The organism is Rhodobacter sp. P2_H5 (assembly GCF_056403335.1).
The window spans coordinates 327247-349777 of the sequence record NZ_JBFUFS010000006.1 but is presented as its reverse complement, the minus strand read 5'-3'; the positions used below and the strand labels follow the sequence as shown (position 1 = coordinate 349777).

Annotated in this window: 22 protein-coding genes and 1 pseudogene; 5 read left to right on the top strand and 18 right to left on the bottom strand. The window is 65.6% G+C overall.

Going from position 1 to position 22531, the window contains the following annotated elements:
• The 5 genes and pseudogenes from AC1DVR_RS11265 to AC1DVR_RS11245 all read right to left on the bottom strand — a co-directional run.
• A pseudogene (locus tag AC1DVR_RS11265) lies at positions 1-207 on the bottom strand (IS1595-like element ISTne1 family transposase); the annotation flags it as partial.
• A gap of 67 nt (positions 208-274) precedes the next feature.
• Positions 275-1195 (bottom strand): FAD:protein FMN transferase, encoded by a 921-nt coding sequence (locus AC1DVR_RS11260; protein WP_478000660.1) that lies wholly within the window; start codon positions 1193-1195, stop codon positions 275-277.
• Positions 1192-3381, bottom strand: coding sequence for a PepSY domain-containing protein (locus AC1DVR_RS11255; protein ID WP_478000659.1), 2190 nt, complete (start codon positions 3379-3381; stop codon positions 1192-1194). Before AC1DVR_RS11255 ends, AC1DVR_RS11260 begins: the two co-directional genes overlap by 4 nt.
• 10 nt (positions 3382-3391) lie before the next feature.
• Positions 3392-3862, bottom strand: coding sequence for a DUF2271 domain-containing protein (locus tag AC1DVR_RS11250; protein ID WP_478000658.1), 471 nt, complete (start codon positions 3860-3862; stop codon positions 3392-3394).
• A 32-nt stretch (positions 3863-3894) separates the two neighbouring features.
• Complete coding sequence (locus AC1DVR_RS11245; protein ID WP_478000657.1) at positions 3895-4209, bottom strand: PepSY domain-containing protein; 315 nt, start codon at positions 4207-4209, stop codon at positions 3895-3897.
• Positions 4210-4338: 129 nt separating this feature from the next.
• Between AC1DVR_RS11245 and AC1DVR_RS11240 the strand changes: the two genes are divergently transcribed.
• Both AC1DVR_RS11240 and AC1DVR_RS11235 read left to right on the top strand, forming a co-directional pair.
• Entirely contained in the window at positions 4339-4998 is a 660-nt protein-coding gene (locus AC1DVR_RS11240) for a response regulator (protein ID WP_478000656.1), read from the top strand.
• Positions 4995-6320 carry an ATP-binding protein gene (locus AC1DVR_RS11235; RefSeq protein ID WP_478000655.1) on the top strand — a complete coding sequence of 442 codons (1326 nt, stop codon included), beginning with the start codon at positions 4995-4997 and terminating at the stop codon, positions 6318-6320. Before AC1DVR_RS11240 ends, AC1DVR_RS11235 begins: the two co-directional genes overlap by 4 nt.
• Here the strand turns inward: AC1DVR_RS11235 and AC1DVR_RS11230 are convergent.
• The 4 genes from AC1DVR_RS11230 to AC1DVR_RS11215 form a co-directional block, all read right to left on the bottom strand.
• Positions 6296-7843 (bottom strand): indolepyruvate oxidoreductase subunit beta family protein, encoded by a 1548-nt coding sequence (locus AC1DVR_RS11230; protein ID WP_478000654.1) that lies wholly within the window; start codon positions 7841-7843, stop codon positions 6296-6298. The two genes, AC1DVR_RS11235 and AC1DVR_RS11230, sit on opposite strands and share 25 nt — an antisense overlap.
• Positions 7840-9987, bottom strand: a complete 2148-nt coding sequence (locus AC1DVR_RS11225) for a thiamine pyrophosphate-dependent enzyme (RefSeq protein ID WP_478000653.1) — start codon at positions 9985-9987, stop codon at positions 7840-7842. The genes AC1DVR_RS11230 and AC1DVR_RS11225 overlap by 4 nt, the downstream gene beginning before the upstream one ends.
• A gap of 65 nt (positions 9988-10052) precedes the next feature.
• On the bottom strand, positions 10053-10841 hold the full coding sequence (locus tag AC1DVR_RS11220) for a cyclase family protein (protein WP_478000652.1): 789 nt from the start codon (positions 10839-10841) through the stop codon (positions 10053-10055).
• Positions 10842-10919: 78 nt separating this feature from the next.
• The gene (locus tag AC1DVR_RS11215) at positions 10920-11774 is read right to left on the bottom strand and encodes an ROK family protein (protein ID WP_478000651.1); all 855 of its coding nucleotides are present in this window, start codon (positions 11772-11774) and stop codon (positions 10920-10922) included.
• 102 nt (positions 11775-11876) lie between these two features.
• Here AC1DVR_RS11215 and pyrF point away from each other — a divergent pair, with 102 nt between their 5' ends.
• Positions 11877-12605, top strand: a complete 729-nt coding sequence (pyrF, locus tag AC1DVR_RS11210; RefSeq protein ID WP_478000650.1) for an orotidine-5'-phosphate decarboxylase — start codon at positions 11877-11879, stop codon at positions 12603-12605.
• Here the strand turns inward: pyrF and AC1DVR_RS11205 are convergent.
• The 4 genes from AC1DVR_RS11205 to AC1DVR_RS11190 are packed head-to-tail and all read right to left on the bottom strand — an operon-like array spanning position 12602 to position 14858.
• Complete coding sequence (locus tag AC1DVR_RS11205; protein ID WP_478000649.1) at positions 12602-13039, bottom strand: NUDIX hydrolase; 438 nt, start codon at positions 13037-13039, stop codon at positions 12602-12604. The genes pyrF and AC1DVR_RS11205 overlap by 4 nt on opposite strands.
• Positions 13032-13661, bottom strand: coding sequence for a glutathione S-transferase family protein (locus tag AC1DVR_RS11200; RefSeq protein WP_478000648.1), 630 nt, complete (start codon positions 13659-13661; stop codon positions 13032-13034). Before AC1DVR_RS11200 ends, AC1DVR_RS11205 begins: the two co-directional genes overlap by 8 nt.
• Positions 13662-13717: 56 nt before the next feature.
• Positions 13718-13993 carry an NfeD family protein gene (locus AC1DVR_RS11195; protein WP_478000647.1) on the bottom strand — a complete coding sequence of 92 codons (276 nt, stop codon included), beginning with the start codon at positions 13991-13993 and terminating at the stop codon, positions 13718-13720.
• Between the two features lies 1 nt (position 13994).
• A complete protein-coding gene (locus AC1DVR_RS11190) occupies positions 13995-14858 on the bottom strand; it encodes an SPFH domain-containing protein (RefSeq protein ID WP_478000646.1) in 864 nt (287 codons plus the stop codon).
• A gap of 118 nt (positions 14859-14976) precedes the next feature.
• On the opposite strand from AC1DVR_RS11190, the gene AC1DVR_RS11185 reads away from it, so the two are divergent.
• Complete coding sequence (locus AC1DVR_RS11185; RefSeq protein ID WP_478000645.1) at positions 14977-15825, top strand: ParB/RepB/Spo0J family partition protein; 849 nt, start codon at positions 14977-14979, stop codon at positions 15823-15825.
• A gap of 17 nt (positions 15826-15842) precedes the next feature.
• Here AC1DVR_RS11185 and AC1DVR_RS11180 read toward each other — a convergent pair whose 3' ends face one another.
• Together AC1DVR_RS11180 and AC1DVR_RS11175 are read right to left on the bottom strand one after the other, a co-directional pair.
• Positions 15843-16292 (bottom strand): hypothetical protein, encoded by a 450-nt coding sequence (locus AC1DVR_RS11180; RefSeq protein WP_478000644.1) that lies wholly within the window; start codon positions 16290-16292, stop codon positions 15843-15845.
• A 5-nt stretch (positions 16293-16297) separates the two neighbouring features.
• A complete protein-coding gene (locus AC1DVR_RS11175; RefSeq protein ID WP_478000643.1) occupies positions 16298-17419 on the bottom strand; it encodes an ImmA/IrrE family metallo-endopeptidase in 1122 nt (373 codons plus the stop codon).
• Between AC1DVR_RS11175 and AC1DVR_RS11170 the strand changes: the two genes are divergently transcribed.
• Positions 17402-17932: a hypothetical protein gene (locus tag AC1DVR_RS11170; protein WP_478000642.1), complete on the top strand. Its 531-nt coding sequence runs from the start codon at positions 17402-17404 to the stop codon at positions 17930-17932. The two genes, AC1DVR_RS11175 and AC1DVR_RS11170, sit on opposite strands and share 18 nt — an antisense overlap.
• 149 nt (positions 17933-18081) lie before the next feature.
• Here AC1DVR_RS11170 and AC1DVR_RS11165 read toward each other — a convergent pair whose 3' ends face one another.
• The 3 genes from AC1DVR_RS11165 to AC1DVR_RS11155 are packed head-to-tail and all read right to left on the bottom strand — an operon-like array spanning position 18082 to position 22507.
• The gene (locus tag AC1DVR_RS11165) at positions 18082-18285 is read right to left on the bottom strand and encodes a YgaP family membrane protein (protein WP_478000641.1); all 204 of its coding nucleotides are present in this window, start codon (positions 18283-18285) and stop codon (positions 18082-18084) included.
• A gap of 27 nt (positions 18286-18312) precedes the next feature.
• Positions 18313-21513 (bottom strand): efflux RND transporter permease subunit, encoded by a 3201-nt coding sequence (locus AC1DVR_RS11160; RefSeq protein WP_478000640.1) that lies wholly within the window; start codon positions 21511-21513, stop codon positions 18313-18315.
• A complete protein-coding gene (locus AC1DVR_RS11155) occupies positions 21506-22507 on the bottom strand; it encodes an efflux RND transporter periplasmic adaptor subunit (RefSeq protein WP_478000639.1) in 1002 nt (333 codons plus the stop codon). Before AC1DVR_RS11155 ends, AC1DVR_RS11160 begins: the two co-directional genes overlap by 8 nt.
• Positions 22508-22531 lie beyond the last annotated feature (24 nt).

The following is a 22531-nucleotide window of genomic DNA, read 5'->3' as shown; positions in this document are numbered from 1 at the left end:
GCCGAAAAAGGGCTTCTGCGCCTCGCACCAATCGGACATGCGCAGGCGCAGAAGGCTCAGAAAACGGTTCACCGTGTTGCGGTTGAGGCCGCTGACCTGCGCGATCTGACTGGCCGTGAGATCGGCCGCGACGAGCCTGATGAAGGCCCGAAATTGGGCTTCAGAAAGTTTCGAACTTTTTGCGTAGCGATTCATAAGCCTTTTCATAGCATTGCGCCAGTTTTCTGGCTCTATGCTAGTCAAGACCCTCTGCGAAAAATCAGGTGGCGCACCCTCAGGTGGCGGCGAAACCGGCGAAGGTCTCGGTGACCTCTTCCCCGGCCTCGGTCAGGAAGATCGCCTCGATCCCGCGGGCACGGGCAAAGTCCGGCCCGGCCTTGTCGCCCAGGACCATCAGGACGGTGGCCCAGGCATCCGCCTCCATGCAGGTCCGATGCAGCACGCTGACCGAGACGAGCGGGCTGATCGCCGGCCCGCCGCGTCTGGGGTTCATCGTGTGCGAGACGCGCAGCTGGCCCAGCGTCACGAAATGCCGGTAGCTGCCCGAGGTGGCAATGGCGCGGTCGGCAAGTTCGATCATGCCGCGGGCCGCGCGGCGCGATGGGTCGGGCTCCTCCAGCGCCACGGCCCAGGGCCTGCCATCCGGGCGTTGACCCATAGCGACCAGTTCGCCATCCAGCCCGCAGAGCGCCGAGGTTACCCCGGCACCGCGCAGCGTTTCAGCCAGCATATCCACGCCATAGCCCTTGGCGATGCCCGAGAGGTCAACCTCGACCGGGCCCAGCTTGCGCCCCCGGTCGCCGTCAAGTTCCAGCATGTCGAACCCGCGCGAGGGCGTGCCCAGATGAGCCGCCATCGCGCTCTGGTCCGCCTTGCCTTGCGCCGGGCCGAAACCCCAGGCCCGCACGAGGGCACCGACGCCGATGTCGAACAGCCCGTCCGAGGCGCGGCCAATCTCCACCGCCTTGGTCAGGACAGTCGCCAGATGCCGGGGCAGAGCCACCCAGTCCCCCGGTGCCGCCGCGTTCAGGCGGGTGAGGTCGCTGTCCGCGCGCCAGTTGCTGGTGGCTTGCTCCACCGCCTCGACGGCTGCGGCGCAAAGCGGGGTCAGGCGCGCGGCTTCGGCGTCCGAACAGTCCAGCCTTGCGGTCCAGCGACTGCCCATCGCCGGGCCGGAGAGGGTGCGCAGGGTCAATAGACGTCCTCCAGATAGCGGCCCTCGGCGCGTAAGGTGGCGACCGAAAGGCCGGCAGGGGCCAGCGCCGCCTCGATCTCGGCGGCGGCGGCGCGGGCCATGGCGATGCTGCCGCAGACCAGCACCTGACCGCCGCGCAGGATCTGGTCGCGCAGATGGGCGGCGTCGGCGCGCAACCGGTCCTGCACATAGGCGCGGTCACGCACCCGGCTGAAGGCCGTGGTCAGCTGCGACAGGCGGCCCTGTTTCAGGCCCAGCGCCAGTTCCACGCCAAAAAGATAGTCCGACCCCGGATCGCGGGCGCCGAAATACAGCTCCGCCCCGCGCCCCGGCTTCATGCCGCGCAGAAAGCCCACCATCGGCCCGATCCCGGTTCCCGCCGCGATCAGGATCACCGGACCCTTCGCCTGCGGCCGGAAGGCCGGGTTCGGCCGCACGAAGGCGCGGATGCGGTCACCCGGCGCCATCTCGTTCAGCCAGCCGGAACAGAGGCCCCCCGGCATCTTGCGCACCGCAATCTCGACAAAACCGTCGCGGCGTGAGGAGGCCAGCGAATAGAGCCGCGGCAGGTCGCTGCCGGGGGCGATCACCCCCAACAGATCGCCCGCCGCAAAGGCCGGCCCGCGCGACAGCCAGCCCCTCCAGCCCGCCGGCCGCACCGCACGAAAGCGCAGCACCGCCGTCGGCGCCTGCACCTGCGCACCGTAATCCTGGCGCGAGACCAGCTCCAGCTCCGCCAGCTTCGGCAGGTTGGCGTGGTGTTCAGGCGCAAGCTCCAACCCCAGAAGCTTGCCCAGATCCTGCACCCAGGCGTTGAAATCGGCGTTGGACTGGCGATCGACCCGGGCGAGGGGCAGGAAGGCCGGGAAACCCGCCAGGCGCAGCGCCTCGGCCACCTTGAGGCCATAGCCGCAATAGGACGGGAACATCCGGTCGCCAAAGGCCAGCACGGCGACCGGCAGCTTCTGGCTCGCCTGCACCAGGCGGTCCAGAAAGCGGCTGGCGCTGGCCGGCGCCTCGCCGTCGCCATAGCTCGCGGCCATCACGATGATGCCGCCGGCCTGGGGATAGGCGGTCATCTCGTTCATCGCCGCAACATGGACCTTGAAGCCGTGCTTGTGCAGCGCCTCCGACAGCGAACCGGCAAAGCCCCAGGTGGCGCCGCTTTCCGAGCCGACCAGGATCACCAGATCGGCCACCGCGGGCCTAGCGTTGTGGCGCAGGCGCGGGCCGGCCTTGCGGCGCGCCCACCAGATCGCGGTGCCGGTCACCGACAGCACCGGCACCATCAGCGCCGAAAGCCCCAGCACCAGCCCGACCAGCCACAACCCCTGCCCGGTGTGGAGCATATAGACAAACTCCCACAGCTGGCGCGCCGGGCCATAGCCGATCCAGCCCGTCATCTGCCCGGTGACCTGATCGACATAGCCCTCGCCCTGCGCGGTCGCGATCAGGAAGGCGTCGGTCGGATCGCCCGGCGCGGGAAAGGTCAGGTCGCGCAGATCGGACAAGGGCAGCGCCTGCAGGGCCGCCAGCTGGGCGACCGGCAGCGCCGTCCCCGTGGCGACCTTGTCGGGAAAGGCCGCCTCGATCTGGCTGCCGTCGCTGATGAACCCGAAGGTGGCCAGCGACATATAGGCCCCGGTCAGCGCCGAGACAAACAGCCCCGCCACCGCCAGCCGCGCCAGCCTGGTGTGCCAGCCGCGCGCCCCCGTGCTGCGCACCGGCCGCGTCAGCCGCCACCAGCCGCCCAGGGCCAGTGCCAGCAGGAACACCCCGCTCAGCGCCAGAACCAGCATCATCCCGGCACTGACGCCGGAAACCGCATGGCCGGTCTGGTCCAGAAAGAACGAGCGGTGCAGCTCTTTCACCCAGTCGAGGAAACCGCCCGGCCCGGCTTGGCCCGTGGCCTTGCCCGTGGCGGGGTCAATCACCAGGGTCTGAAACCCCAGCTTGGCCTTGACCGAGCCGCTGATCACGCCATTGGGGCTGCGGTGCAGCTTGGAGAGGCCCGGGTTCGCAGCCTCGGCTTTCGCCGCGACATCCGCCACGCTCAGGCCCGCAACCGCCGGCGCCTGCACACGCTCCAGCATCGGCGCCAGCGACAGGATGGCACCGGAGGAGGCCAGCACCAGAAGAACCAGCCCGAAGACCAGCCCGGGAAGCGAGTGCAAACGTCGCAGCATCACGCCACCTTCACATGCTGTACTGGAATTTGGCGATGAAGCCGTCGCCGACCACCGGCTGACCCGCACCCGCCTTGGTCAGGGGGACCGAGACTTCATCCGGGCTTTCCGCCACATTCTCGGCAGCGGCGTCGATGTGCAGCACATAGCCCGCATCAATCATCGCGGCCGCGATATCGGCATCCACTGTCAGCGTCCGGCCCGAGCCGACACTGGCCCCGGTCACGCCATCGGCCCCGGCGCCGCCGGTCGCCTGATACCAGGTCCGCAGGTGCCGCCAATAGCGCGTGCGGTCCCCCGCCACCCAGAGCGTCTTCTTGAACGCGCCGGAGGCATCGGTGAGGTACAGCGCCAGATAGGTGCCCGGACCGCTGTAATCGGCGATCTTGACCTGCATCTTGACCGGCTGCGCCGCGGCGGCCAGGGGTGCAAGCGACAGGGCTGCCAGCGACAGCGAAAGGGCGGTGGATGAGCGGTTCATGGGAACTCCGGGGGTAGGGGGCGTTGCGGGGATCAGTCTGCGCTGTCGGCAGAACCGCCCGTGGTTTCGTGGTCTTCGTCATCGCTGTCGTGGGAGGGACCCAGAAGCTTCAGGCTTTGCGGGTCGAACACGGCTTTAACGACCCGACCGTCGCGGTCCGTCGCCAGAACGTGGTAGCAGCCGTCGTCGGCGCGGATCTTCAGCACGGTCCAGCCCATCTTGTCGGTCACCTCGCGCAGCCTGGACACCGGCTGCCAAGCCTCCATCGGGGTCTGGCATTCGATCTCGGCCCTGGCCGGCAGGCTGGGAAGGCAGGCCAGAAGGCCGATGAAAATGATTCGCCGCATGAGGTGATCCTTTGACGCCTGCCGGCCATCAGCACCACAAACCTGACGGCGACCTGAACGCCGCCTTGCCCCCCGGTTCAGCTTGGTGTCAGCTTCATCACGCCTTGGTGCGGGCGAACGGAGGGCCCGATGCGGATCTTGCTGATAGAGGACGACCCCGGCCTGGGCTCGGCGGTGCGCGACCAGATCGCCGCCGAAGGCCACCTGCCCGACCTTGCGCCCTCGCTGGCCTATGCCCGCGATCTTGTGGCGACGGTGTCCTATGACCTGATCCTGCTGGACCTTGGCCTGCCCGACGGGCGCGGGCTCGACTTCCTGAAGGCCCTGCGCGCCAAGGGCTCGGTCACGCCCGTGATGATCCTGACCGCGCATGACCGCATCACCGAACGGATCGAGGGGCTGAACGCCGGGGCCGACGATTACATCGTCAAACCCTTTGACCTCGCCGAACTGTCCGCCCGCATCAGCGCCGTGGCGCGGCGTTATTCCGGCAACCCCAACCCGCTGATCAGCCTCGGCGCGCTGCAGATCGACCTTGCCGCCCACGCGGTCCATGGCCCCGATGGCCAGATCGACCTGTCCCAGCGCGAATGGATCATCTTCGAAGTCCTCTTGCAGCGCCCCGGCCAGATCGTCTCGAAAAGCCAGATCGAGGATCAGTTCTACTCCTTCGATGCCGAGGTCGAAAGCAACACGATCGAAGTCTATGTCAGCCGGTTGCGCAAGAAACTCGGCAAGGACGTGGTGCAGACGATCCGTGGCCTCGGCTACCGGCTGGGCACGCCATGAAACTCTGGCAGTTCCTGACGCAAAGCCTGCGCGGTCAGCTGGCGATCGGCGTCTCGGCCATCCTTCTGGTCCTCTGGGTCGGCGCGGTGGTGGGCAGCGCCTATGTCGTGCGGCGCGAGATCGACGAAAGCTTCGATGCCGCCCTGCAGGAAACCGGCGAGCGGATCCTGCCCTTGGCCGTGGTCGAACTGATAGGCTCCGGCGATGGCCTGACCGCCCAGCGCATCCTGCCGCTGGCGCATCGGGATGAGAAGATCACCTATATCGTGCGGAATGCAGACGGAAAGATCCTGCTCTATTCCCATGACGCCGACCCCAAAGTCTTTGACGCGGTCCATGGCGAGGGCTTCTTCACCACGCCCAACCACCGGGTCTACAGCCGCTCTGCCGTGTCCGGCCAATATGTGATCGAGGTGGCCGAGCCGCTGACCCACCGCCAGAAGGCGCTGGAGGAGACGGTTCTGGCCATGCTGGTGCCCTTGGGCGTGCTTCTGCCGCTGTCGCTGTTCGGCGTGGCGCTCTGGGTCAGTCGCGGGCTGCGCCCCCTGTCGCATCTGTCGGTCGCCCTGCGGCTGAAAGGGGCGGATGACCTGACCCCCCTGCGCCTGCCCGACCTGCGCAGCGAGCTGATCCCGATCGAGGCCGCCGCCAACCGCCTGATGGCCCGCCTCAAACGCGCGCTGGAGGCCGAGCGGAGCTTCGCCGCCAACGCCGCCCACGAGCTTCGCACTCCCATCGCCGCCACCCTGGCGCAAACCCAGCGCCTCGTCGCCGAAAGCCCGGAAGGCCCCCTGCGCCACCGCGCCCTGCAGGTCGAGGCGGAGTTGAAGCGCCTCGCCCGGCTGGCCGAAAAGCTGATGCAACTGGCCCGCGCCGAAGGCGGCGCGATGCTCGGCACCGCGCCCGCCGACCTCGTGCCGATCCTGAAGGTGGTCTTGGGCGATTTCGCCCGCTCCGCCCCCGACCGGATCAACGCCGACCTGCCGAAAGGCGCAGTCCTCTCCCGCCTCGACCCCGACGCCTTCGCGGTTCTGGCCCGCAACCTGATCGAGAACGCGCTTGTGCATGGCACGGCCACGCCGGTCAGCGTCTCCCTCTCCCCCGCCGGAGTCTTCACCGTCACCAACGACTGCCCCGCCATCCCGCCCGAGGTTCTGGCCACCCTGACCCTGCGCTTCGAACGCGCCGGCGCCCGCAGCAGCGGCTCCGGCCTCGGCCTCGCCATCGCCGCCGGCATCGCCCGCGGGCTGGGGCAGGAGCTGACCCTGCGCTCCCCTGTCACCCGCGACCGCGGCTTTCAGGTGGCCTTGGCGCTGGTCTGACCGGCAAAGCTGCGGATCGTGGCAATGGCACCGTCCAGCGCCTTGCCCTCCTCGTCCTTCAACGCCGCCTCGCGCAGACGGCGCAACCAGTCGGCGGCATCCGCGCGGTCCTCCACCAGCGCCATGGCCTCCAACACCTTGTCGAACTTCGACATCCCCCGCGCATGGGTATCCGAATAGCCCTTGATCAGCCGGCGACAGCGGATCACCTCCACCGCCAGATCATAGCGCGGCAGACAGTCCAGCGCGCGCGCCAGCCATGCCTCCAGATGGGCCACCTCCTCTGCATGACGCAGGGTGCGCCTCCGCCAGAACTTCATCCCGCCCAAGACGTAAAGCGTGCCATAGGCCCACAGCCCATCGGTCCGCAGATGCCGCCCGCGGCCAAACCAGCGCTCCAGCCGCGCCATCCAGACCGGATTTCCCTGCACCTTCCGCCCGAAAGCGGCCGGCAACAGCCCGGCGATCTCCTCCGCCCGCGGGTGCATGTATTCCGTCAGGTGCAGAAGGTTCCCCGCCTTCACCCGCATCTCGGCGGCGATGCGCGCGAACCGAGGGCCACGGGTCTTCAGATCCGCCACCCGGATCACATCGTCATAACACATCGCATTGGCCAGATACTTCGCCGCCTCCCGCGCCAGCAGAAAGCCCTGCGCCGCATCATCCCGCGCCAGAACCCCAGCCAGCCGGTCGAGGTATTCCGCCCCATAGTCTAGGTCCTGAAAATCCACCACCTTGCGCAGGCCCGGCAAGGCCATCTCGGCCACCGGAGCGGGCAAGGCCGCCACCCGCGCCTCCAAGGCCTGCCACCGCGCCATCAGCCGCGCCGGTCCCCGCACCTGCGACGCGGCGGGCTTGGCGGCCTTCTCCGCCACCGGCGCCTGCGCATCAAACCCGGCGGCAAACGCGCGCAGACTACCCTCCACCCCTTTGCCGCCCTGCCGGATCGCCGCCTCGAAGGCCTCACGCGGGAAGGGCAGCGCCCCTGAACCGGCCAAAGCCCCGAACAGGGCCGCTGAAATCACCGAGCGGTTCGCCACCGCCAAGGCGTCGTAATCCGCCGCGATGAACCGCTTGGCGGTCAGGCCCGCCGCCGCCATCACCTCCGCCGCCTCGGCGATCCCGTTGCCCGGCGCGATTTTCTCCGACACCGCCAGCGCCCGGTGGGTCGAGGCGATCAGCGTGGTCCGCTCTGGCGTGACAAACCCGCGCAGCATGGCGCGGCCCGCCTCCATCAACTCCGAAGCGATCAGGATATCGACATCCCCCGCCGCCGGCATGAGCGAGAAGATCGGCACCCCGCCCGAGGCCGGCGCCATCTCGATATAATAGACCGTAGCCCCCGTCCGCTGCGACACCCCCGCCACACTCGTCGCCTGCGCCGCATAGCCTTGCGCGCGCGCCAAAGCCTCGATCCAGCCGGTCAGCACGCCGCCGCCCTGCCCGCCCACCGCCAGAACCGCCAGCTTGATGATGCTGCCGAGCTTCGGGTCGATCGCCTGCGCTTTCAGACCCACGTTCATGGCGCGGCCTCGAACGTCAGCCGCTTGGCTGCCCGCCGCGCCTGCAACCAGCCGATCACCCTTGCCCGAAAGCCCGCCCAGCGCGCCTCAAGCGCCGAAGGGTTATGCACCACATCCGCCCGATAGAAACTCGGGCAAAGGACAGCGGCATCCGCCACTTCGCCGCAATTGCCGCAGCCCACGCAGCTCTGGTCGATATGCGCCACTGGATCATCGCGCAAAGGATCGTCCAGCACCTTCAACCCTAAGGAGGGGCAGCCCGACAGCCGCATGCAGGCGTGATCGCCGGTGCAGATATCCTCGTCCACCCCAAAGCGCGGCGCCTCGACCCGCCGCCCCTCGGCGATCGCCTTCTGCGCCAAAGGCTTCTCGCGCCGCTGCTTGTTCAGCATGCATTCCGACGAGGCGACGATCACCTTCGGCCCCTTCTCCTTGGTCGTCAGCGCCTCCAAGAGCAGGTCGCGCATATGCCCCACGTCATAGGTCCGGTCGACCTGCCGCACCCAGGTGATTCCGATCCCCTTCAAGGCTTTCGAGATCGGGTTCCCCGTCGCCTTGCTGGCATTCACCGCGCGCGAGGACATCAGATCCTGCCCCCCCGTCGCCGCCGAATAGTAGTTGTCCACCACGACAGCCACCGAATCCGCCTTGTTGAAGGCCATGTTGCCGAAAGAGGAGCTGAGGCCGTTATGCCAGAACCCGCCATCCCCGATGATAGAGATCGGCCTACGCTCCCCGCCGCCATCAAAGGCGCCATTGGCCGCAGGCCCCAGACCAAAGCCCATCGTCGCCCCGCCAATCTCGAAGGGCGGCAGCGCGCCGAAAAGATGGCAGCCGATATCGGCGCTGATCTGCAGCTTGCCGGTCTGTTGCTGCACCAGCTTCATCGCGGCAAAGATCGGCCGCTCCGGACAGCCGGTGCAAAAGCCGGGCGGGCGGATCGGCACGGTCTTGGACAGGTCGGGAACCTTGGGCCGGTCCTGATTGGGCGCCCGCACGCGCGCCGGCAGCAGGTCCGGCGCGGATTTTCGCAGAAAATCCGTGATCCCGTCCAGCAGCACCTGCCCGGTATATTCCCCCGCCATCGGCAGAAAACCCTTGCCCTGCAGCTTCACCGAAGACCCGGCGCGGTAGAGGTAAGTCGACAAGGTCTGCTCGATGAACTCCGGCTGGCCCTCCTCGATGACCAGAACCTGTTCCTTGCCGGCGCAGAAGGCCAGGAACTCGGAAGATATCAGCGGATAGGTGACATTCAGCACATAGATCGGCACCAGGCTCTCGCCGTAGATGTCGGCCAAGCCCAGCCGTTGCAAGGCGCGGATCACCCCGTTGTACATCCCGCCCTGGATGACCAACCCGACCGGGGCCTCCTTCGGCCCGAAGACCTCATTCAAGCCCTGTTCCAGAATGAACTTTTCGGCGGCAGGCCAGCGGTTTTTCACCTTGTCCTGCTCATGCACATAAGACATCGGCGGCAGCACGATCCGCGCGAAATCCGATTGCGGCGCGCTCAGCGCCTCCTTCACCGACAGCTTGGGCTTGCGGTTCGCCTTGGTCGCAAAACTCCCCGTCACATGGCAGGACCGGATCCGCACCATCAGCATGACCGGCGAATTCGACGCCTCCGACAGCTCGAACCCATCCTTCACCGCCTTGGTGATCGAGGGCAGGTTGGGCCTGGGGTCCAGCATCCAGAACTGCGACTTCATCGCGAAGGCGTGGCTCCTCTCCTGCATGATGCTGGAGCCTTCGCCGTAATCCTCCCCCAGGATGATCAGCGCCCCCCCGGTCACCCCCGAGGACGACAGGTTCGCCAAAGCATCCGAGGCGACATTGACCCCCACCGGCCCCTTGAAGGTCACCGCCCCGCGAATGGGATAATGGACCGAGGCCGCCAGCATCGCCGCCGCCGCCGCCTCGTTGGCACTCGCCTCGAAGCGCACGCCAAGTTCGGAGAGCAGAACCTCGGCATCGGCCAGCACATCCATCAGATGGCTGATCGGCGCGCCCTGATAGCCGCCGACGTAACCCACGCCGTTTTCCAGCAGGGCCTTGGTGATGGCAAGGATCCCCTCGCCGGTGAAGGTTTCCCCCTCGCCCAGCCGCAGATCCTGCACTTCCGCCGCAAATGACCGCTCCGCCACCCTCGCCCCCTTCCGTCAATTGCCAAAGTCCTGCGGGGTCCGGGGGGCGCACAGCCCCCCGGGTCTTAGCGCGGCACCAAAGCCAGGGCCCGGATCGGCGACCCCGTGCCGTTCTTGATCTTCAACGGCGCCGCAATCAGGATCGCCCCCTTCGGCGGCAACCGGTCCAGATTGGCGAGGCTCGCCAGACCGAAGCAGTTGTTCTTGTGCAGAAGGTTATGCGCCGGGAACGGCGGCGTCATCCCGCCCGCCTGCCCCGCATCGGTGCCGATGCACTGGCTGCCCCAGCCGGCGATGCCCTTGCCCACCAGATATTCGATCACCTCCGCCGTCGGCCCCGGCGTGTGGGGACCGGTCGCATCGGCGTTGAGAAACAGCGCCTCGTCATGCGCCCGCTTGTCCCAATCGCTGCGCAGGACCACCCATTCCCCGGCATTGATCGCACCATATTTCGCCTCCCAGGCCTTCACATGGTCGATCGTCAGCAGGAAATCCGGGTTGGCCGCGCATTCGGCGGCGAAATCCAGCACGTTGACCGGGGCCACCAGTCGCTGCACCGACAGCGTGTCAGTATAGCCGTCAGCGTAATCCTTGCCGGTGATCCAGTGGTGCGGCGCGTCGAAATGGGTGCCGGAATGCTCGCCCACCTTCAGCCAGTTCCAGGCCCAGAACGGCCCGTTCTGATCATAGTTCGAAATGGCGTGGATCTCGATCTTCGGCGTGTCCTTGGCGAATTCCGGCGGCAGCTTCAGAAGCGGCGTCTCCGGCCCCAGAACCCCGGTGCAATCGACCACCTCGACCCCACCCGAGGCCAGAAACCCGGCGAGTTCCGCCAATATTTTTGCCGATGGCATTGTTTTCTCCCCATGGCTTCAGCCTGTTTCGGGGGGATGCTAATCAGATTGAAATGGCTTTACAAATCCTGTCTGAGCCTAGGCGCCGAAAGCTGCGGCCCCCGCCGCCGCCGCGCCGATCAGGCCGGCATCGCTGCCCGCCTCGGCCACCACGACCAAAGGCTGTTCCACCCGCCGCAGCACCTTGGCCCGCACCGCCCGGTCCAGCGCCGCCACCAAGGCCCGGTCATTGGCCAGCCCGCCCCCCACCGGCACGACCGAGGCGCCGACCACGTTCAGCACCATGGCCAGTTGCCCGCTGACCAGATCCAACCACAGCTTGACGGCGGGCGAGGCCTGCCCCGACCGCCAGCGCCGGATCACCTCGACCGAGCCGATCACCTCGCCCGTCAGATGCTGGTGCAGCCTTTCGATGCCGCGCGCCGAACCGACCGTGTCCAGGCAGCCGATCTGGCCGCAGCCGCAGGCAAAGGCCGGCTCGCGGATCACCGGGCCATGGCCCCATTCGCCGGCAAAGCCGCCCGCGCCCTGCACCAGATGCCCGTCGATCACCAGACCGCCGCCGACCCCCGAGCCGAGGATCACCGCAAAGACATTGCGGTGCCCACGCGCCGCGCCCACCGAAATCTCCGCGAGGGCAAAGCAGTCGGCATCGTTCAGCACCAGAACCGGCAGACCGAAGGCCGCCTTCAGCTCTCCCGCCAGATCGCGCCCGTCGATGGCGGGGATATTCGCCACCTTGCCGCGCCCGGTGGCCGGATCGACCACCCCCGCAATCGAAATGGCAATCCCGCGCTCGTCCCCGCGCCGAAAGGCATTCAGCGCCGCGACAAAGGCCCGCAGATCCTGCACCGGGGTCGCCACTTCGCCGAGGAAAACCCCGCCCCGCGCCGCCTTGATCCGCGAACCGCCAATGTCGAATGCCAGGATCATGCCGATCTCCCTTTGCCTCTGGCTAGGATGGATCGGCGGGGAAGGGAAGTCTTGACAGCGCCCCCCCTGCCCTGCAACAGACCGCAACCCCAGGAGGCTGCCATGACAGACGCCGATATCACCAAAGATCGCCTGATCCTTGCGCTGGATGTGCCCAATATCATCCAGGGCCTCGCCATGGCCGACCAGTTGGGCGATGCGGTCAGCTTCTACAAGATCGGCCTTGGCATGCTGACCGGCGGCGGGCTGGCGCTCGCCAACGAGCTGAAGCAGGAACGCGGCAAGCGGATCTTTCTGGACATGAAGCTGTTCGACATCGGCGCCACGATCGAGGCCGCCGTGCGCGGCATCGCGCAATATGACCTCGACTTCCTCACCGTCCACGGCGACCCGCAAGTGGTGCGCGCCGCCAGTGAGGGCAAGGGCGACAGCGGGCTGAAGATCCTTGCCGTCACGGTGCTGACCTCGCTCGACCGCGCCGATCTCGATGCCAACATGATCCGCGCCGGCGATATCCATGAGATCACCATCGAACGCGCCGCCCGCGCCTTGGAGGCTGGGGCCGATGGCGTCATCGCCTCGCCGCAAGAGGCCGCGCTGATCCGCGCCCTGCCGCAGGCGGTAGGCAAGCTGATCGTCACCCCCGGCGTGCGGCCCCTGGGGTCTGAGTCCGGCGATCAGAAGCGCATCGCCACGCCCTATCAGGCGATTGCGGATGGTGCCGATCACGTCGTGGTCGGCCGCCCGATCTGGCAAGCCGCCGACCCGCGCCGCGCGGCGCTGGCCATCCAGGCCGAGCTTGCCACCGCCAAGCACCGCCCGAACCGCTAAAGCCAGCCCATTTCGCCGAAAGCCATCCGTGTGCGGTCCTGCAAGGCCGGCACCGCCTGCGGATGGGCCAGAAACTCCGCCACCGGCATCAATTGCCACAACTGGCCCTCATCGCCAAAGCGGATCGCCGCCACCTCGGACGGCGAAAGCCGCCCTGCAAAGAACCACGAGTCGCGGCGGGCATCCAGCATCCCCGGCAGGCAGCGCCGCCAGATCAGGCGGTCCGGCGGCAGCGCCAGCCCGAACTCCTCCTCCAGCTCGCGCAGGACGCAGGCTTCGGGGCTTTCCGCACCCTCGCGCCCGCCGCCGGGCAGATCCCACATCGCGGGCCAGGGGATATGGGCGAAATCGTCGCGCAGATAGGTCAGGATCATCCCGCCCGCCAGCAGGGCCAGTTTGGCGCCCAGGAAATCCCCCGCTTCCCCCTCAGCCAAAGTTGCGCCTGTAGGCATCGGCGACCTGCGGCAGGTCCCAGACCGTGCTGGCGGCGCGCCAGAGATTTGGGGTTTCCGTCTTGAACCACTCCTCCCGCGGGCGCCAATGCACCATGCAGGCCAGAAAGACATCAATCGCCGTCAACCGCGCCCCAAGGAAATGCGGCCCGCCGCGCCGGGCGCATTCATGCTCCATCACCTTCCACATGGATTTGCGGTGGTCGATGACCCTGATCTGATAGTCCGCACCGCCATTGCCCGGCACAAAGCGTTCCGGCGCATCGGAATAGGCAAAACTCGGGTAGATCGAGGCGACCAGAAAGATCAGCCAGCGCAGGAAAGCCGCCCGCTCCGCCGCACGCGGCCCGGGCACCAGCGCGTCACTGTCGGCCAGATCGGCCAGAAGCAGGGTCATGGCGGCACTTTCCGTCATCACCTCGCCATTCTCCAGCACCATGGTCGGCACCTGGATCAAGGGGTTGACCCGGCCCAGCGCCGCCCGCGCCACCGGGTCCTGATGCACATTGCCCGCCGTGATCAGCCGGTGCGGCAGGCCGTAGAAGGCCAGCTGCAACTCGACAATGGCGGAGCCCCAACCGGGGTTTTCGTAAAGCGTGATCATCGGCACCTCCTGCAAGGCCAAAGCCTAAGGGCGCAAGGTAAAGGCGAGGTTAAAGGCTAAAGGTCGTTGATGTCGTCCTTCCAGACCTTCACTTGTGTGCGCGTCACGCCCACCAGCCGGCGCAGGCCGATCCAGGCCGCCAGCGACAGGATGGCGAACAACAGCGCCAAGAGCGCCACATTGCCCGGCGCCGCTCCGACCAGAACCAGTACCCCGGTCAGCCCCGCGCCGATCGCGAAGCCAAGGAAGATGAACCCCGGCACCACGACCTCGAACACGGCGAGCACGATGCCCGCCACGACCCACACCCACCAGATCGTCCAGATCTCCATCTCAGCGCCCCTTCAACATCCCGAAGGCATTGGCGAAAGCGTCCAATGCACTGGCGGGCACGATGACCATCTGCTTGCCCTCGCCCTTGCCCACCGCGGTCAGGGCCTCGACCTGTTTCAAGGCCACCTGATACTGCGCCGCCTCGATCCCGTTCTCCTTGATCGCGACAGCAATCACCTGCGTGGCATAAGCCTCGGCATCGGCGAGGATGCGCCGCGCCTTGGCGCCCTGTTCCGCCGCATAAAGCTCGGCATCGGCGTTCAGCTCCACCGCGCGCTTGTTGCCCTCGGCCTCCATCACCTGCGCCCGCCGCGCCCGTTCGGCGTTCAGCTGCTGCATCATGGCATGGCGGGTCGCATCGTCCAGCGCCACATCCAGGATCTCGGTCCGCGTCACCTCGATCCCCCACTCATCCACCATCGCCCGCACATGGGTGCGGATCGAGGTGGTCAGCTCGTTGCGGTTGCTCTGCACATGGTCCAGCTCCATCTTGCCGATTTCCGAGCGCACGATCCCCGCCACCGTCGTCGCAATCGCCGCATCGACATCCTTGATCCGGTAGACGGTCTTCTCCGGCTCGGTGATCCGGTAGAACACGCTCGTCTCCACCTTCAAGAGCACGTTGTCCGTCGTGATCGCATCCTGATGCGCCAGGGGCAGCTGCCGCTCCAGAATGGAGATCTTGTGCGCCACCCGGTCGACAAAGGGCACCGTGAAGTTGATCCCCGGCCCCAGCACCGTGCGCAACCGGCCAAACCGCTCCACCACGAACTTCTGGCTCTGCGGCACCACCCGCACCGCCTTGAACAGCGCGATGACGATCAGCGCCGCCAGGCCAAGGAACACAATACTTCCGCCGGTCATGAAAACCTCCCTGAAATCTGCCCCCAAAATGCCCCCTTAACGCCCCGCACGCAACCGCCTCGCAGGGGCAACACCCCCGCACCCCGGTTTATCCTGCGCCAAACCCCCGGAGGACCCCATGACCATCACCCAACTCCCCCTCGAAACCATCGACGCCGAGGCCCTGCCCCGCGACCGCTTCACCCTCGACGAAGAGGCGCTCGCCACCCTGCAGCGCTCCATCCTGACCGAGGGTCTGCGCCAGCCGATCGAGGTCTTCCCCCTCGCCGGCCGCCCGCCCTGCGACTGGGGCCTGATCTCGGGCCTGCGCCGGCTCACCGTCTTCCGCAACCTGGCCCGGATCCGCGGCAACGGCGACTATGCCAGCATCCCCGTCGTCGTCCGCACCCCCGAGACCATCCCCGAGGCCATGGCCGCCATGGTCACCGAGAACGAGGTCCGCGCCGAAATCACCCCGTGGGAGAAGGCGACCCTGATCCTCGAATCCGTCCGCCTCGACTATTTCCCCACCCCCGACGCCGCCCTCCTCACCCTCTACCCCTATATCAGCCCCACCGCCCGCTCCCGCCTGCGCGCCGTGGCTGGCGTGGTGGAGGCTTTGGGCGACATCATGCTCGGCGGCCCGACCTATTCGCTGCGCCAGCTTTTGCGGATCTCCGGCGCCCTCCGCCTCGGCTTCGGCCCCCTGATCGAGGTCGCCCTGCGCGAACACCACGAGAAGACCCCCGCCGCCCAGTGGGAGCTGATCCAGAACATCCTGATCGAGGCCGAAGAGTCCCTGACCGAGCCGCAAACCCCCCAGGCCCCCGGCCGCCCCCGCCGCCTGCTCTACCCCCGCTCGAACCTGATCATCCGCCGCGAGCGCATCCCCGGCGGCTACCGCCTGATCTTCACCGGCGAGGAGGCCCGGGGCATGCTGATGGACTCGGTGCTGGACCAGATCGAGAGGCTCTATGCGCCGGTGTGAGGGGGGGGGTGATAAAGTTAAGGAAACCCAAGATCATCTACTGATCTTGGGTCGCAACTAATTAGCTTGCACTTCTTATTAATCGAGCGATAGCTTTTCAACGAATTTCCATAGGAAAGCATAATCAACTTCTTGTCTTCCGCAACGGAAATAGCTTCAAAATCCTCAACCGGCGGATTTGAACCAAAAATACCCGCACCGTAGTCTTCCATAAGGACAGTGCTCATAACAATGTTCTCTATTCCCGGCGTGACGTAGGTTCTGGTCAGTACCCTGAACGTTTCATAAACGTCCGGATATGCCGCCTTCAACTCGTCGCTGACCGATCTAAGAACAATAATCTCACCGCTCTGAATACCATCTATAATTAATGCGCGCGTGCTATTTTTAGCGCTTGTTAGAGCGCGAACGATCCCAGACAGATCGATCAGATACTTTGCTGCTGCGGCGTTTTTCGCCCGGGCCATCTAAACTAGACCCCGAAGAGCTTGTTCTGATATTTTGGTTTCAGTCCACAAAGTCTGTAGACTGATATAGCATCTAGCTTACCGAGGCTCCGCGCCTCTCGCATGGTAGCGAGCAGGAGACTTCCATATTTCGTTCGCTTTGTTACCAATGGATCAGATCGTCCCCCTCCGCCATCGGAAAGATCGCCAGGAGGAGTGATGCCATCGAATGATCTACGCCACGCCTTATACTGCCCCACACTTAACATTCCAAGTTCGACAAGGCGCAAAACCAGCGCTTCTTGGCTGATTCCTAGGTTTTTCGCACAGTTACGCACGAACACAGGATCAATAGACGCCTTGTATTTATATCTCGTCATTACGGCAGATATTGCATCATCAGGCGCAATGAGATACGCAGCAAATTTATTGCAGTATTTTTCGATTTTGTTTAACAAAGACGATGGGTTTGACGCCCCCTCTTTTCCAAGCAGAACATGTCCAAATTCATGGGCAAGCGTAAAAAGTTTGCGCGCCTTGCTGCTCTGATAGGTGTTTATAGTTATAACATGAGGGCCGGAGTCAATGCGGCTATATATTCCCGCAGTCAGGCTTGTATTGAGGCCATAATGAATTACCATTACGCCAAGACCCTCAATAAACTCTCGAAGACTGCGATATATGACGTTACTGTCCGCAGCTTCAACCTGCTCTGCTGCCGTAAAACCCCAATTCTTGCGCCATTTCTTCGCTAGAACAGTCGCGCTCTCGCGAATAAAATCTGCATCAGCATCCTTCAGTCTCACGTCAAGTTCGGGGACAAGATTGAGCGCCACCAAGGTGGACGAAAGCCTTTCAACGAACCCCATTGCTTCGACAACACCTGACTCGAGAGTTGTCGCAGAGGGGGTCGCCCTCCTAAAGTCAACTACCGGCTCAATGTCAATTGGCAAACGCGCAAACAAAGCCTGCGGCGGCACTCCGCACGCCTTCGCAATTCTTTTCGCACTGTCGATATCAATGCTGGACTCTCCAGAAATAATACGAGACAATTCCATGACATCGATTTTGGTACGTTCACTAAGCTCCGATGCGCTCAAACCCCGCGATGCAAGGATTTCTGACACAGCATGTTTGGAGACTATCACTTTCCGTCTATCCTGTTCATTTCTGCTTGTAGTAGCTCGAACACCGCAACGCTTGAGGCGTTGGAGAACCTGCAATCTGTAGGTATCGGACTCTACTTAGCGTTAGTGATTGTGCAAGCGATTTCAGCGGGTGGCGTCGGTGGTCTTCAGCGTCGAACCGCAACCTTGAGCACAGCGGTCGCCGAACTTGATCTTCAAGATGAGAAATCAGCGGTTTCGCGCGTCAAGGGTGACTTAGGAAGACTTGAGATTTCGTTACAATCGATACACAGAACTGCATTTTGGACAGTCGGCGTTTTGCTGTTTCTCGCTATCGTATTCTTCGGGGCGTCCGCACTGTGGCCAGAAACGCCGGTCAGTGCTAGTTTGATCTTTTTTTTGGTAGGTTTCGAACTTGCACTTCCCTGCTTGATCTTTCTAGTGTTTGCAAGAACCATCAGGAAGCGATGTGTCAACGTCGAGACAAAGATCCGAGCAATCGAGGGTCGCATCAAGAAGGCTTACTTTAGTTGACCATGCTCACTTCCCACACCCCCAAATCCTAACAAAACCTTAACAAATTTCCAAAACCACCACAAAATCAACCCCTTACCCAACCTTGCACGCGTGCAATCCTCCGGATTGCACGGGGGGAGGCGCCAGACTCCGCTGGCGCCGCCCTCCTATTCGAAGGCGCAGCCCTTGCGGACCCCCAGCGCCTTGAACAGCTTCGCGGCGGGGCAGAAGCCGGTGAAGGCCGACTGGATCAGGTTGGCGCCGACAAAGACGGTCAGCCAGACAAACCAGGGCGAGACCAGCCAGGTCAGAAGCACGCTCGCAAGCACCATGATGCCGGCGAACAGAAGGACGGAACGGTCGAGGGTCATCGAAGTCTCCTTGGGTTGGAACGAAGGTCAGGTCTTGAAGACGCGGTAGATCGCCGGGATCACCAGCACCGTCAGCAGGGTCGAGGAGAGCAGCCCGAACAGAAGCGAGATGGCGAGGCCCTGGAAGATCGGGTCCGACAGGATCACCACCGCGCCGATCATCGCGGCAAGGGCGGTCAGAAGGATCGGCTTGAACCGGATCGCCCCGGCCTCCAGCAGGACCTCGACCGTGACCTGCGGCCCGGAATGCCGGATGAAATCCACCAGCAGGATCGAGTTCCGCACGATGATCCCGGCGAGGGCTATGAAGCCGATCATCGAAGTGGCCGAGAAGGGCGCGCGAAAGATCCAGTGCCCCACCATGATGCCAAGGAAGGTTAGCGGGATCGGCGTCAGGATCACCAGCGGCAGCCGGAACGAGCCGAACTGCGCCACCACCAGGATATAAATCCCCAGCAGCGCCACGCCAAAGGCCGCCCCCATGTCGCGGAAGGTGACATAGGTCACCTCCCACTCGCCATCCCAGAGCAGCGTGACCTTGCTTTCATCCAGCGGCTGGCCATGCAGGCGGATCACCGGCTTGCCGTTCGGCCAGTCCTGCGCGGCGATCCGGTCGGCCACGGCGAGCATCCCATACAAAGGCGCCTCGAAAGCGCCGGCCAGTTCGGCGCTGACCATCTCGGCATCGCGGCCATTGTGGCGGAAGATCGGGTAGGAGGCGGGCTCCTCGGCCACCGTCACCACGTCGCCCAGTTCGACCACGCCCTTGGCCCCCGGCAGGACATTGGCCGGGATCGGCGTGGTCAGGAAGCGTTCGTCCATCACCCGGTCGGATTTCGCCCGCGCCACCTGCAGGGGGATCGGCAGGCGACCGGCGCCGCGATGGGAATAGCCGACCGTCTGGCCGCCGTTCAGAAGGGCGATGGTGTCGAAGACATCCTGTTCCTGCACGCCAAAGAAGTCGAGGTTGTCGTTGGAAATCGTGGCCCGCAGCCGCCGCGCCTGGGTGCCGAAACTGTCGTCGACGTCGACGACGAAGGGCACCGCCTCAAACGCCTTGCGGATCTGGGTCGCGGCAGCGCGGCGGGTGGCGGCGTCGGGGCCATAGACCTCGGCCAGGAGGGTGGCGATCACCGGCGGGCCGGGCGGCGGTTCGACCACCTTCAGGCTGGTGCCGGGCGGCAGGGCGAGGCTGGCGAGGCTTTGGCGGATCGCCAGCGCAATCGCATGGCTGGCCCGGCTGCGCGCGCCCTTGGGCAGCAGGTTGACCGCGACCTCGCCCAGCTGCGGCTCGTCGCGCAGGTAGTAGTGCCGCACCAACCCGTTGAAGTTGAAGGGCGCCGCGGTGCCGGCATGGGTCTGGACCGAGGTCACCTCGGGCATCTGCAGCACGACCCGCGCCACATCCTGCGCCACGCGGTCGGTCGCCTCGACCGAGGCGCCCTCGGGCAGGTCGATCATCACCGAGAGTTCGGATTTGTTGTCGAAGGGCAGAAGCTTGACCGTGACATCGCGGGTATAAAGCAGCGCCAGAGAGCCGAAGGACAGGGCCGCCGTCACCAGCAGAAAACCGAGGCTGCGCGCCTTGCTCTGCATCAGGGGCCGCGCGACGCGGCGATAGGCGCGGTCAAGCCAGCCGGGGCCATGGCTGGCATGGCCCGCCCCCGCCCTGCGACCGGCGATCTTGACCATCAGCCAGGGCGTGATGATCACCGCGACGAAGAAGGAAAAGATCATCGCCGCCGAGGCATTGGCCGGGATCGGGCTCATATAGGGGCCCATCAGGCCGGAGACGAAGAGCATCGGCAACAGCGCCGCCACCACGGTCAGGGTCGCCACGATGGTCGGGTTACCCACCTCGGCCACGGCGTCGATGGCGGCGGCGGCGGGGCTGCGACCGTCGCGCATCGCCCAGTGGCGGGCGATGTTCTCGATCACCACGATGGCGTCATCGACCAGGATGCCGATCGAGAAGATCAGCGCAAACAGGCTGACCCGGTTGAGCGTATAGCCCATGATCCAGGCCGCGAAGAGCGTCAGCAGGATGGTCACCGGGATCACGATGGCGACCACCGCCGCCTCGCGCGCCCCGATGGCGAGCCAGACCAGAAGGATGATCGAGACGGTGGCAAGGCCAAGGTGGAACAGAAGCTCGTTGGCCTTCTCGTTCGCCGTCTCGCCATAGTTGCGCGTCACGGTGAGGGTGACACTGTCGGGCAGGACCGAACCTTTCAGCGCCTCGACCCGGGCGAGCACCTGTTCGGACACCACCACCGCATTGGCCCCGGCGCGCTTGGCCACGGCGAGGGTTACGGCGGGGCTGCGGGTCACGGTGCCATCGGCGGCGCGGATGACATTGGCCACGATATGGTCCGAAGTGTCGGCGACATAGGCAATCGTTGCGACATCGGCCACATAGACCGGCCGCCCGTCGCGCGTGGTCAGCAGAAGGCGGGCGACCTCGGCGGGGGCGATCAGAGTCTGCCCCGCCACCAATGCAATCTGTTGCCCGCCATCGCGCAGGGGGCCAGCGGCGAGCGTGCGGTTCGCCTGGCCCACCTTCTGCGCCAGTTGTTGCAGGGTCACGCCGTACAGCGCCAGCCGGTCGGGGTCGGGCTGGATCTGGATCGCGTCCTGCGCGTCGCCCACCAGATAGGTCAGGCCGACGTTGTCCGTCTTGGCCACCTCGGTCTGCAGGGTGCGGGCGATGCGGGTCAGGTCGCCCGCAGCCACCTGTTGTCCGGGGGCGGAGGAGAGGGTCAGCGACAGGATCGCCACATCGTCGATGCCGCGCCCGATGATCAGGGGCTCGGGCACGCCAAGCGGGATGCGGTCGAGATTGGCGCGCACCTTGTCGTGGACGCGGAGCAGCGCCTCGTCGGCATTGGTGCCGACGGCAAAGCGCGCGGTGACCATGGCGGCATCGTCGCGGGTGGAGGAATAGACATGCTCCACCCCGGCGATGCCCTTGACGATAACTTCCAGCGGTTCAGTGACCAGCTTGACCGCATCCTCGGCGCGCAGGCCCTGCGCCTGGACATGGATATCGACCATCGGGACCGAGATCTGCGGCTCCTCCTCGCGCGGCAGCGCGGTGACGGCGAGCAGCCCTGCCGCCAGCGCGGCCAGGATAAACAAGGGCGTCAGGGCCGAGCCGATGAAGGCCCGCGTCAGGCGCCCGGCGATGCCGAGCCTGGCCGTTTCGGGGGCGCGTGCCGGGTCACTCATGGGCGGCCTCCGCCGGAGCGGGGTCAAGCACATGGTCGCCGACCTCCAGACCGGAGAGGATCTCGACCATCTCCACCCCGTCGAGCGTCTGGTGCTCCCCCGGCACCACGGCGCGCATCAGGGTGGCGCCGCCCGCCTCCACCGCCGCGAAATCCAGCCCGGCGACATGGCGCAGTGCGGTGGCCGGCACCATCAACGCCGACCGCGTGCCCACCGGCAGCCGCACAAGGATGCGGGCGTCGATGAAGCTGTCGGGCAGACCCGCAATCTCGACATCGGCCTGAACGCGGCCGTTCTGGATCAGCGGGTAAATCCGCGAGAGCGTGCCGGGCTGGGTGCCCGCCGCCCCCGATATCTCGATCCTGTCGCCCGCGTGCAGGCTGGCGGCGTGCCGCTCCGGGATCGAAAGGCGCAGGAAGGTGCCACCGGCGGCAATCGTCGCAATCGTCTCGCCGGGCAGGACCACGCCGCCCTTGGCGGTGGGCACCTCCAGCACCCTTCCATCGGAGGGCGCCAGAACCGTCCCCTCCTTTTCCTGCTGTGTGATCACATCGGACTGTGCATCCAGCGCCGCAATCTGGCCGTTCAGCACATCGACCTGGGTGCGCAGCGCGTCCAGCCCCTGCGCTGTGATCACACCGCGCTGCAACAGATCCTGCCCGCGTTTCAGATCGGTCTGCGCGGTGCCAAGCTGCGCCGCCAGACCGCCGCGCTGCGCCGCCAGCGCCGACAGTTGAAAGGCCAGCTTCTCATCCACGATCCGCGCGATCGACTGGCCGGCTTTCACCGCATCGCCCTCCACCACGCTCAGATCGACCAGAGTGCCGCCCAGACGCGCCCGCGCCGGGATGCGGTCGCGCGGCTCGATCTGGCCATATACGCCCTTCCATTCGGCGATCTGCCGAGGCTGCAAACCGTTAGCCTCAGCCAGAACCGCATGCGCCATCAGGGTCGACAGCGCTGCAACCAGAACGACGCCGGGCCAGGTCCGCATGATTCACTCCTCAGTCTTTCGACA

Excerpts from the sequence above, each read along its gene's own strand:
- AC1DVR_RS11155 (WP_478000639.1), bottom strand. The coding sequence starts at position 22,507 with ATGCGGACCTGGCCCGGCGTCGTTCTGGTTGCAGCGCTGTCGACCCTG.
- AC1DVR_RS11170 (WP_478000642.1), top strand. The coding sequence starts at position 17,402 with ATGTTTGGAGACTATCACTTTCCGTCTATCCTGTTCATTTCTGCTTGT.
- AC1DVR_RS11200 (WP_478000648.1), bottom strand. The coding sequence starts at position 13,661 with ATGATCACGCTTTACGAAAACCCCGGTTGGGGCTCCGCCATTGTCGAG.
- AC1DVR_RS11190 (WP_478000646.1), bottom strand. The coding sequence starts at position 14,858 with ATGACCGGCGGAAGTATTGTGTTCCTTGGCCTGGCGGCGCTGATCGTC.
- AC1DVR_RS11240 (WP_478000656.1), top strand. The coding sequence starts at position 4,339 with ATGCGGATCTTGCTGATAGAGGACGACCCCGGCCTGGGCTCGGCGGTG.
- AC1DVR_RS11160 (WP_478000640.1), bottom strand. The coding sequence starts at position 21,513 with ATGAGTGACCCGGCACGCGCCCCCGAAACGGCCAGGCTCGGCATCGCC.
- AC1DVR_RS11195 (WP_478000647.1), bottom strand. The coding sequence starts at position 13,993 with ATGGAGATCTGGACGATCTGGTGGGTGTGGGTCGTGGCGGGCATCGTG.
- AC1DVR_RS11165 (WP_478000641.1), bottom strand. The coding sequence starts at position 18,285 with ATGACCCTCGACCGTTCCGTCCTTCTGTTCGCCGGCATCATGGTGCTT.
- AC1DVR_RS11215 (WP_478000651.1), bottom strand. The coding sequence starts at position 11,774 with ATGATCCTGGCATTCGACATTGGCGGTTCGCGGATCAAGGCGGCGCGG.
- AC1DVR_RS11235 (WP_478000655.1), top strand. The coding sequence starts at position 4,995 with ATGAAACTCTGGCAGTTCCTGACGCAAAGCCTGCGCGGTCAGCTGGCG.
- AC1DVR_RS11255 (WP_478000659.1), bottom strand. The coding sequence starts at position 3,381 with ATGCTGCGACGTTTGCACTCGCTTCCCGGGCTGGTCTTCGGGCTGGTT.
- AC1DVR_RS11185 (WP_478000645.1), top strand. The coding sequence starts at position 14,977 with ATGACCATCACCCAACTCCCCCTCGAAACCATCGACGCCGAGGCCCTG.
- AC1DVR_RS11220 (WP_478000652.1), bottom strand. The coding sequence starts at position 10,841 with ATGCCATCGGCAAAAATATTGGCGGAACTCGCCGGGTTTCTGGCCTCG.
- AC1DVR_RS11180 (WP_478000644.1), bottom strand. The coding sequence starts at position 16,292 with ATGGCCCGGGCGAAAAACGCCGCAGCAGCAAAGTATCTGATCGATCTG.
- pyrF (WP_478000650.1), top strand. The coding sequence starts at position 11,877 with ATGACAGACGCCGATATCACCAAAGATCGCCTGATCCTTGCGCTGGAT.
- AC1DVR_RS11230 (WP_478000654.1), bottom strand. The coding sequence starts at position 7,843 with ATGAACGTGGGTCTGAAAGCGCAGGCGATCGACCCGAAGCTCGGCAGC.
- AC1DVR_RS11250 (WP_478000658.1), bottom strand. The coding sequence starts at position 3,862 with ATGAACCGCTCATCCACCGCCCTTTCGCTGTCGCTGGCAGCCCTGTCG.
- AC1DVR_RS11245 (WP_478000657.1), bottom strand. The coding sequence starts at position 4,209 with ATGCGGCGAATCATTTTCATCGGCCTTCTGGCCTGCCTTCCCAGCCTG.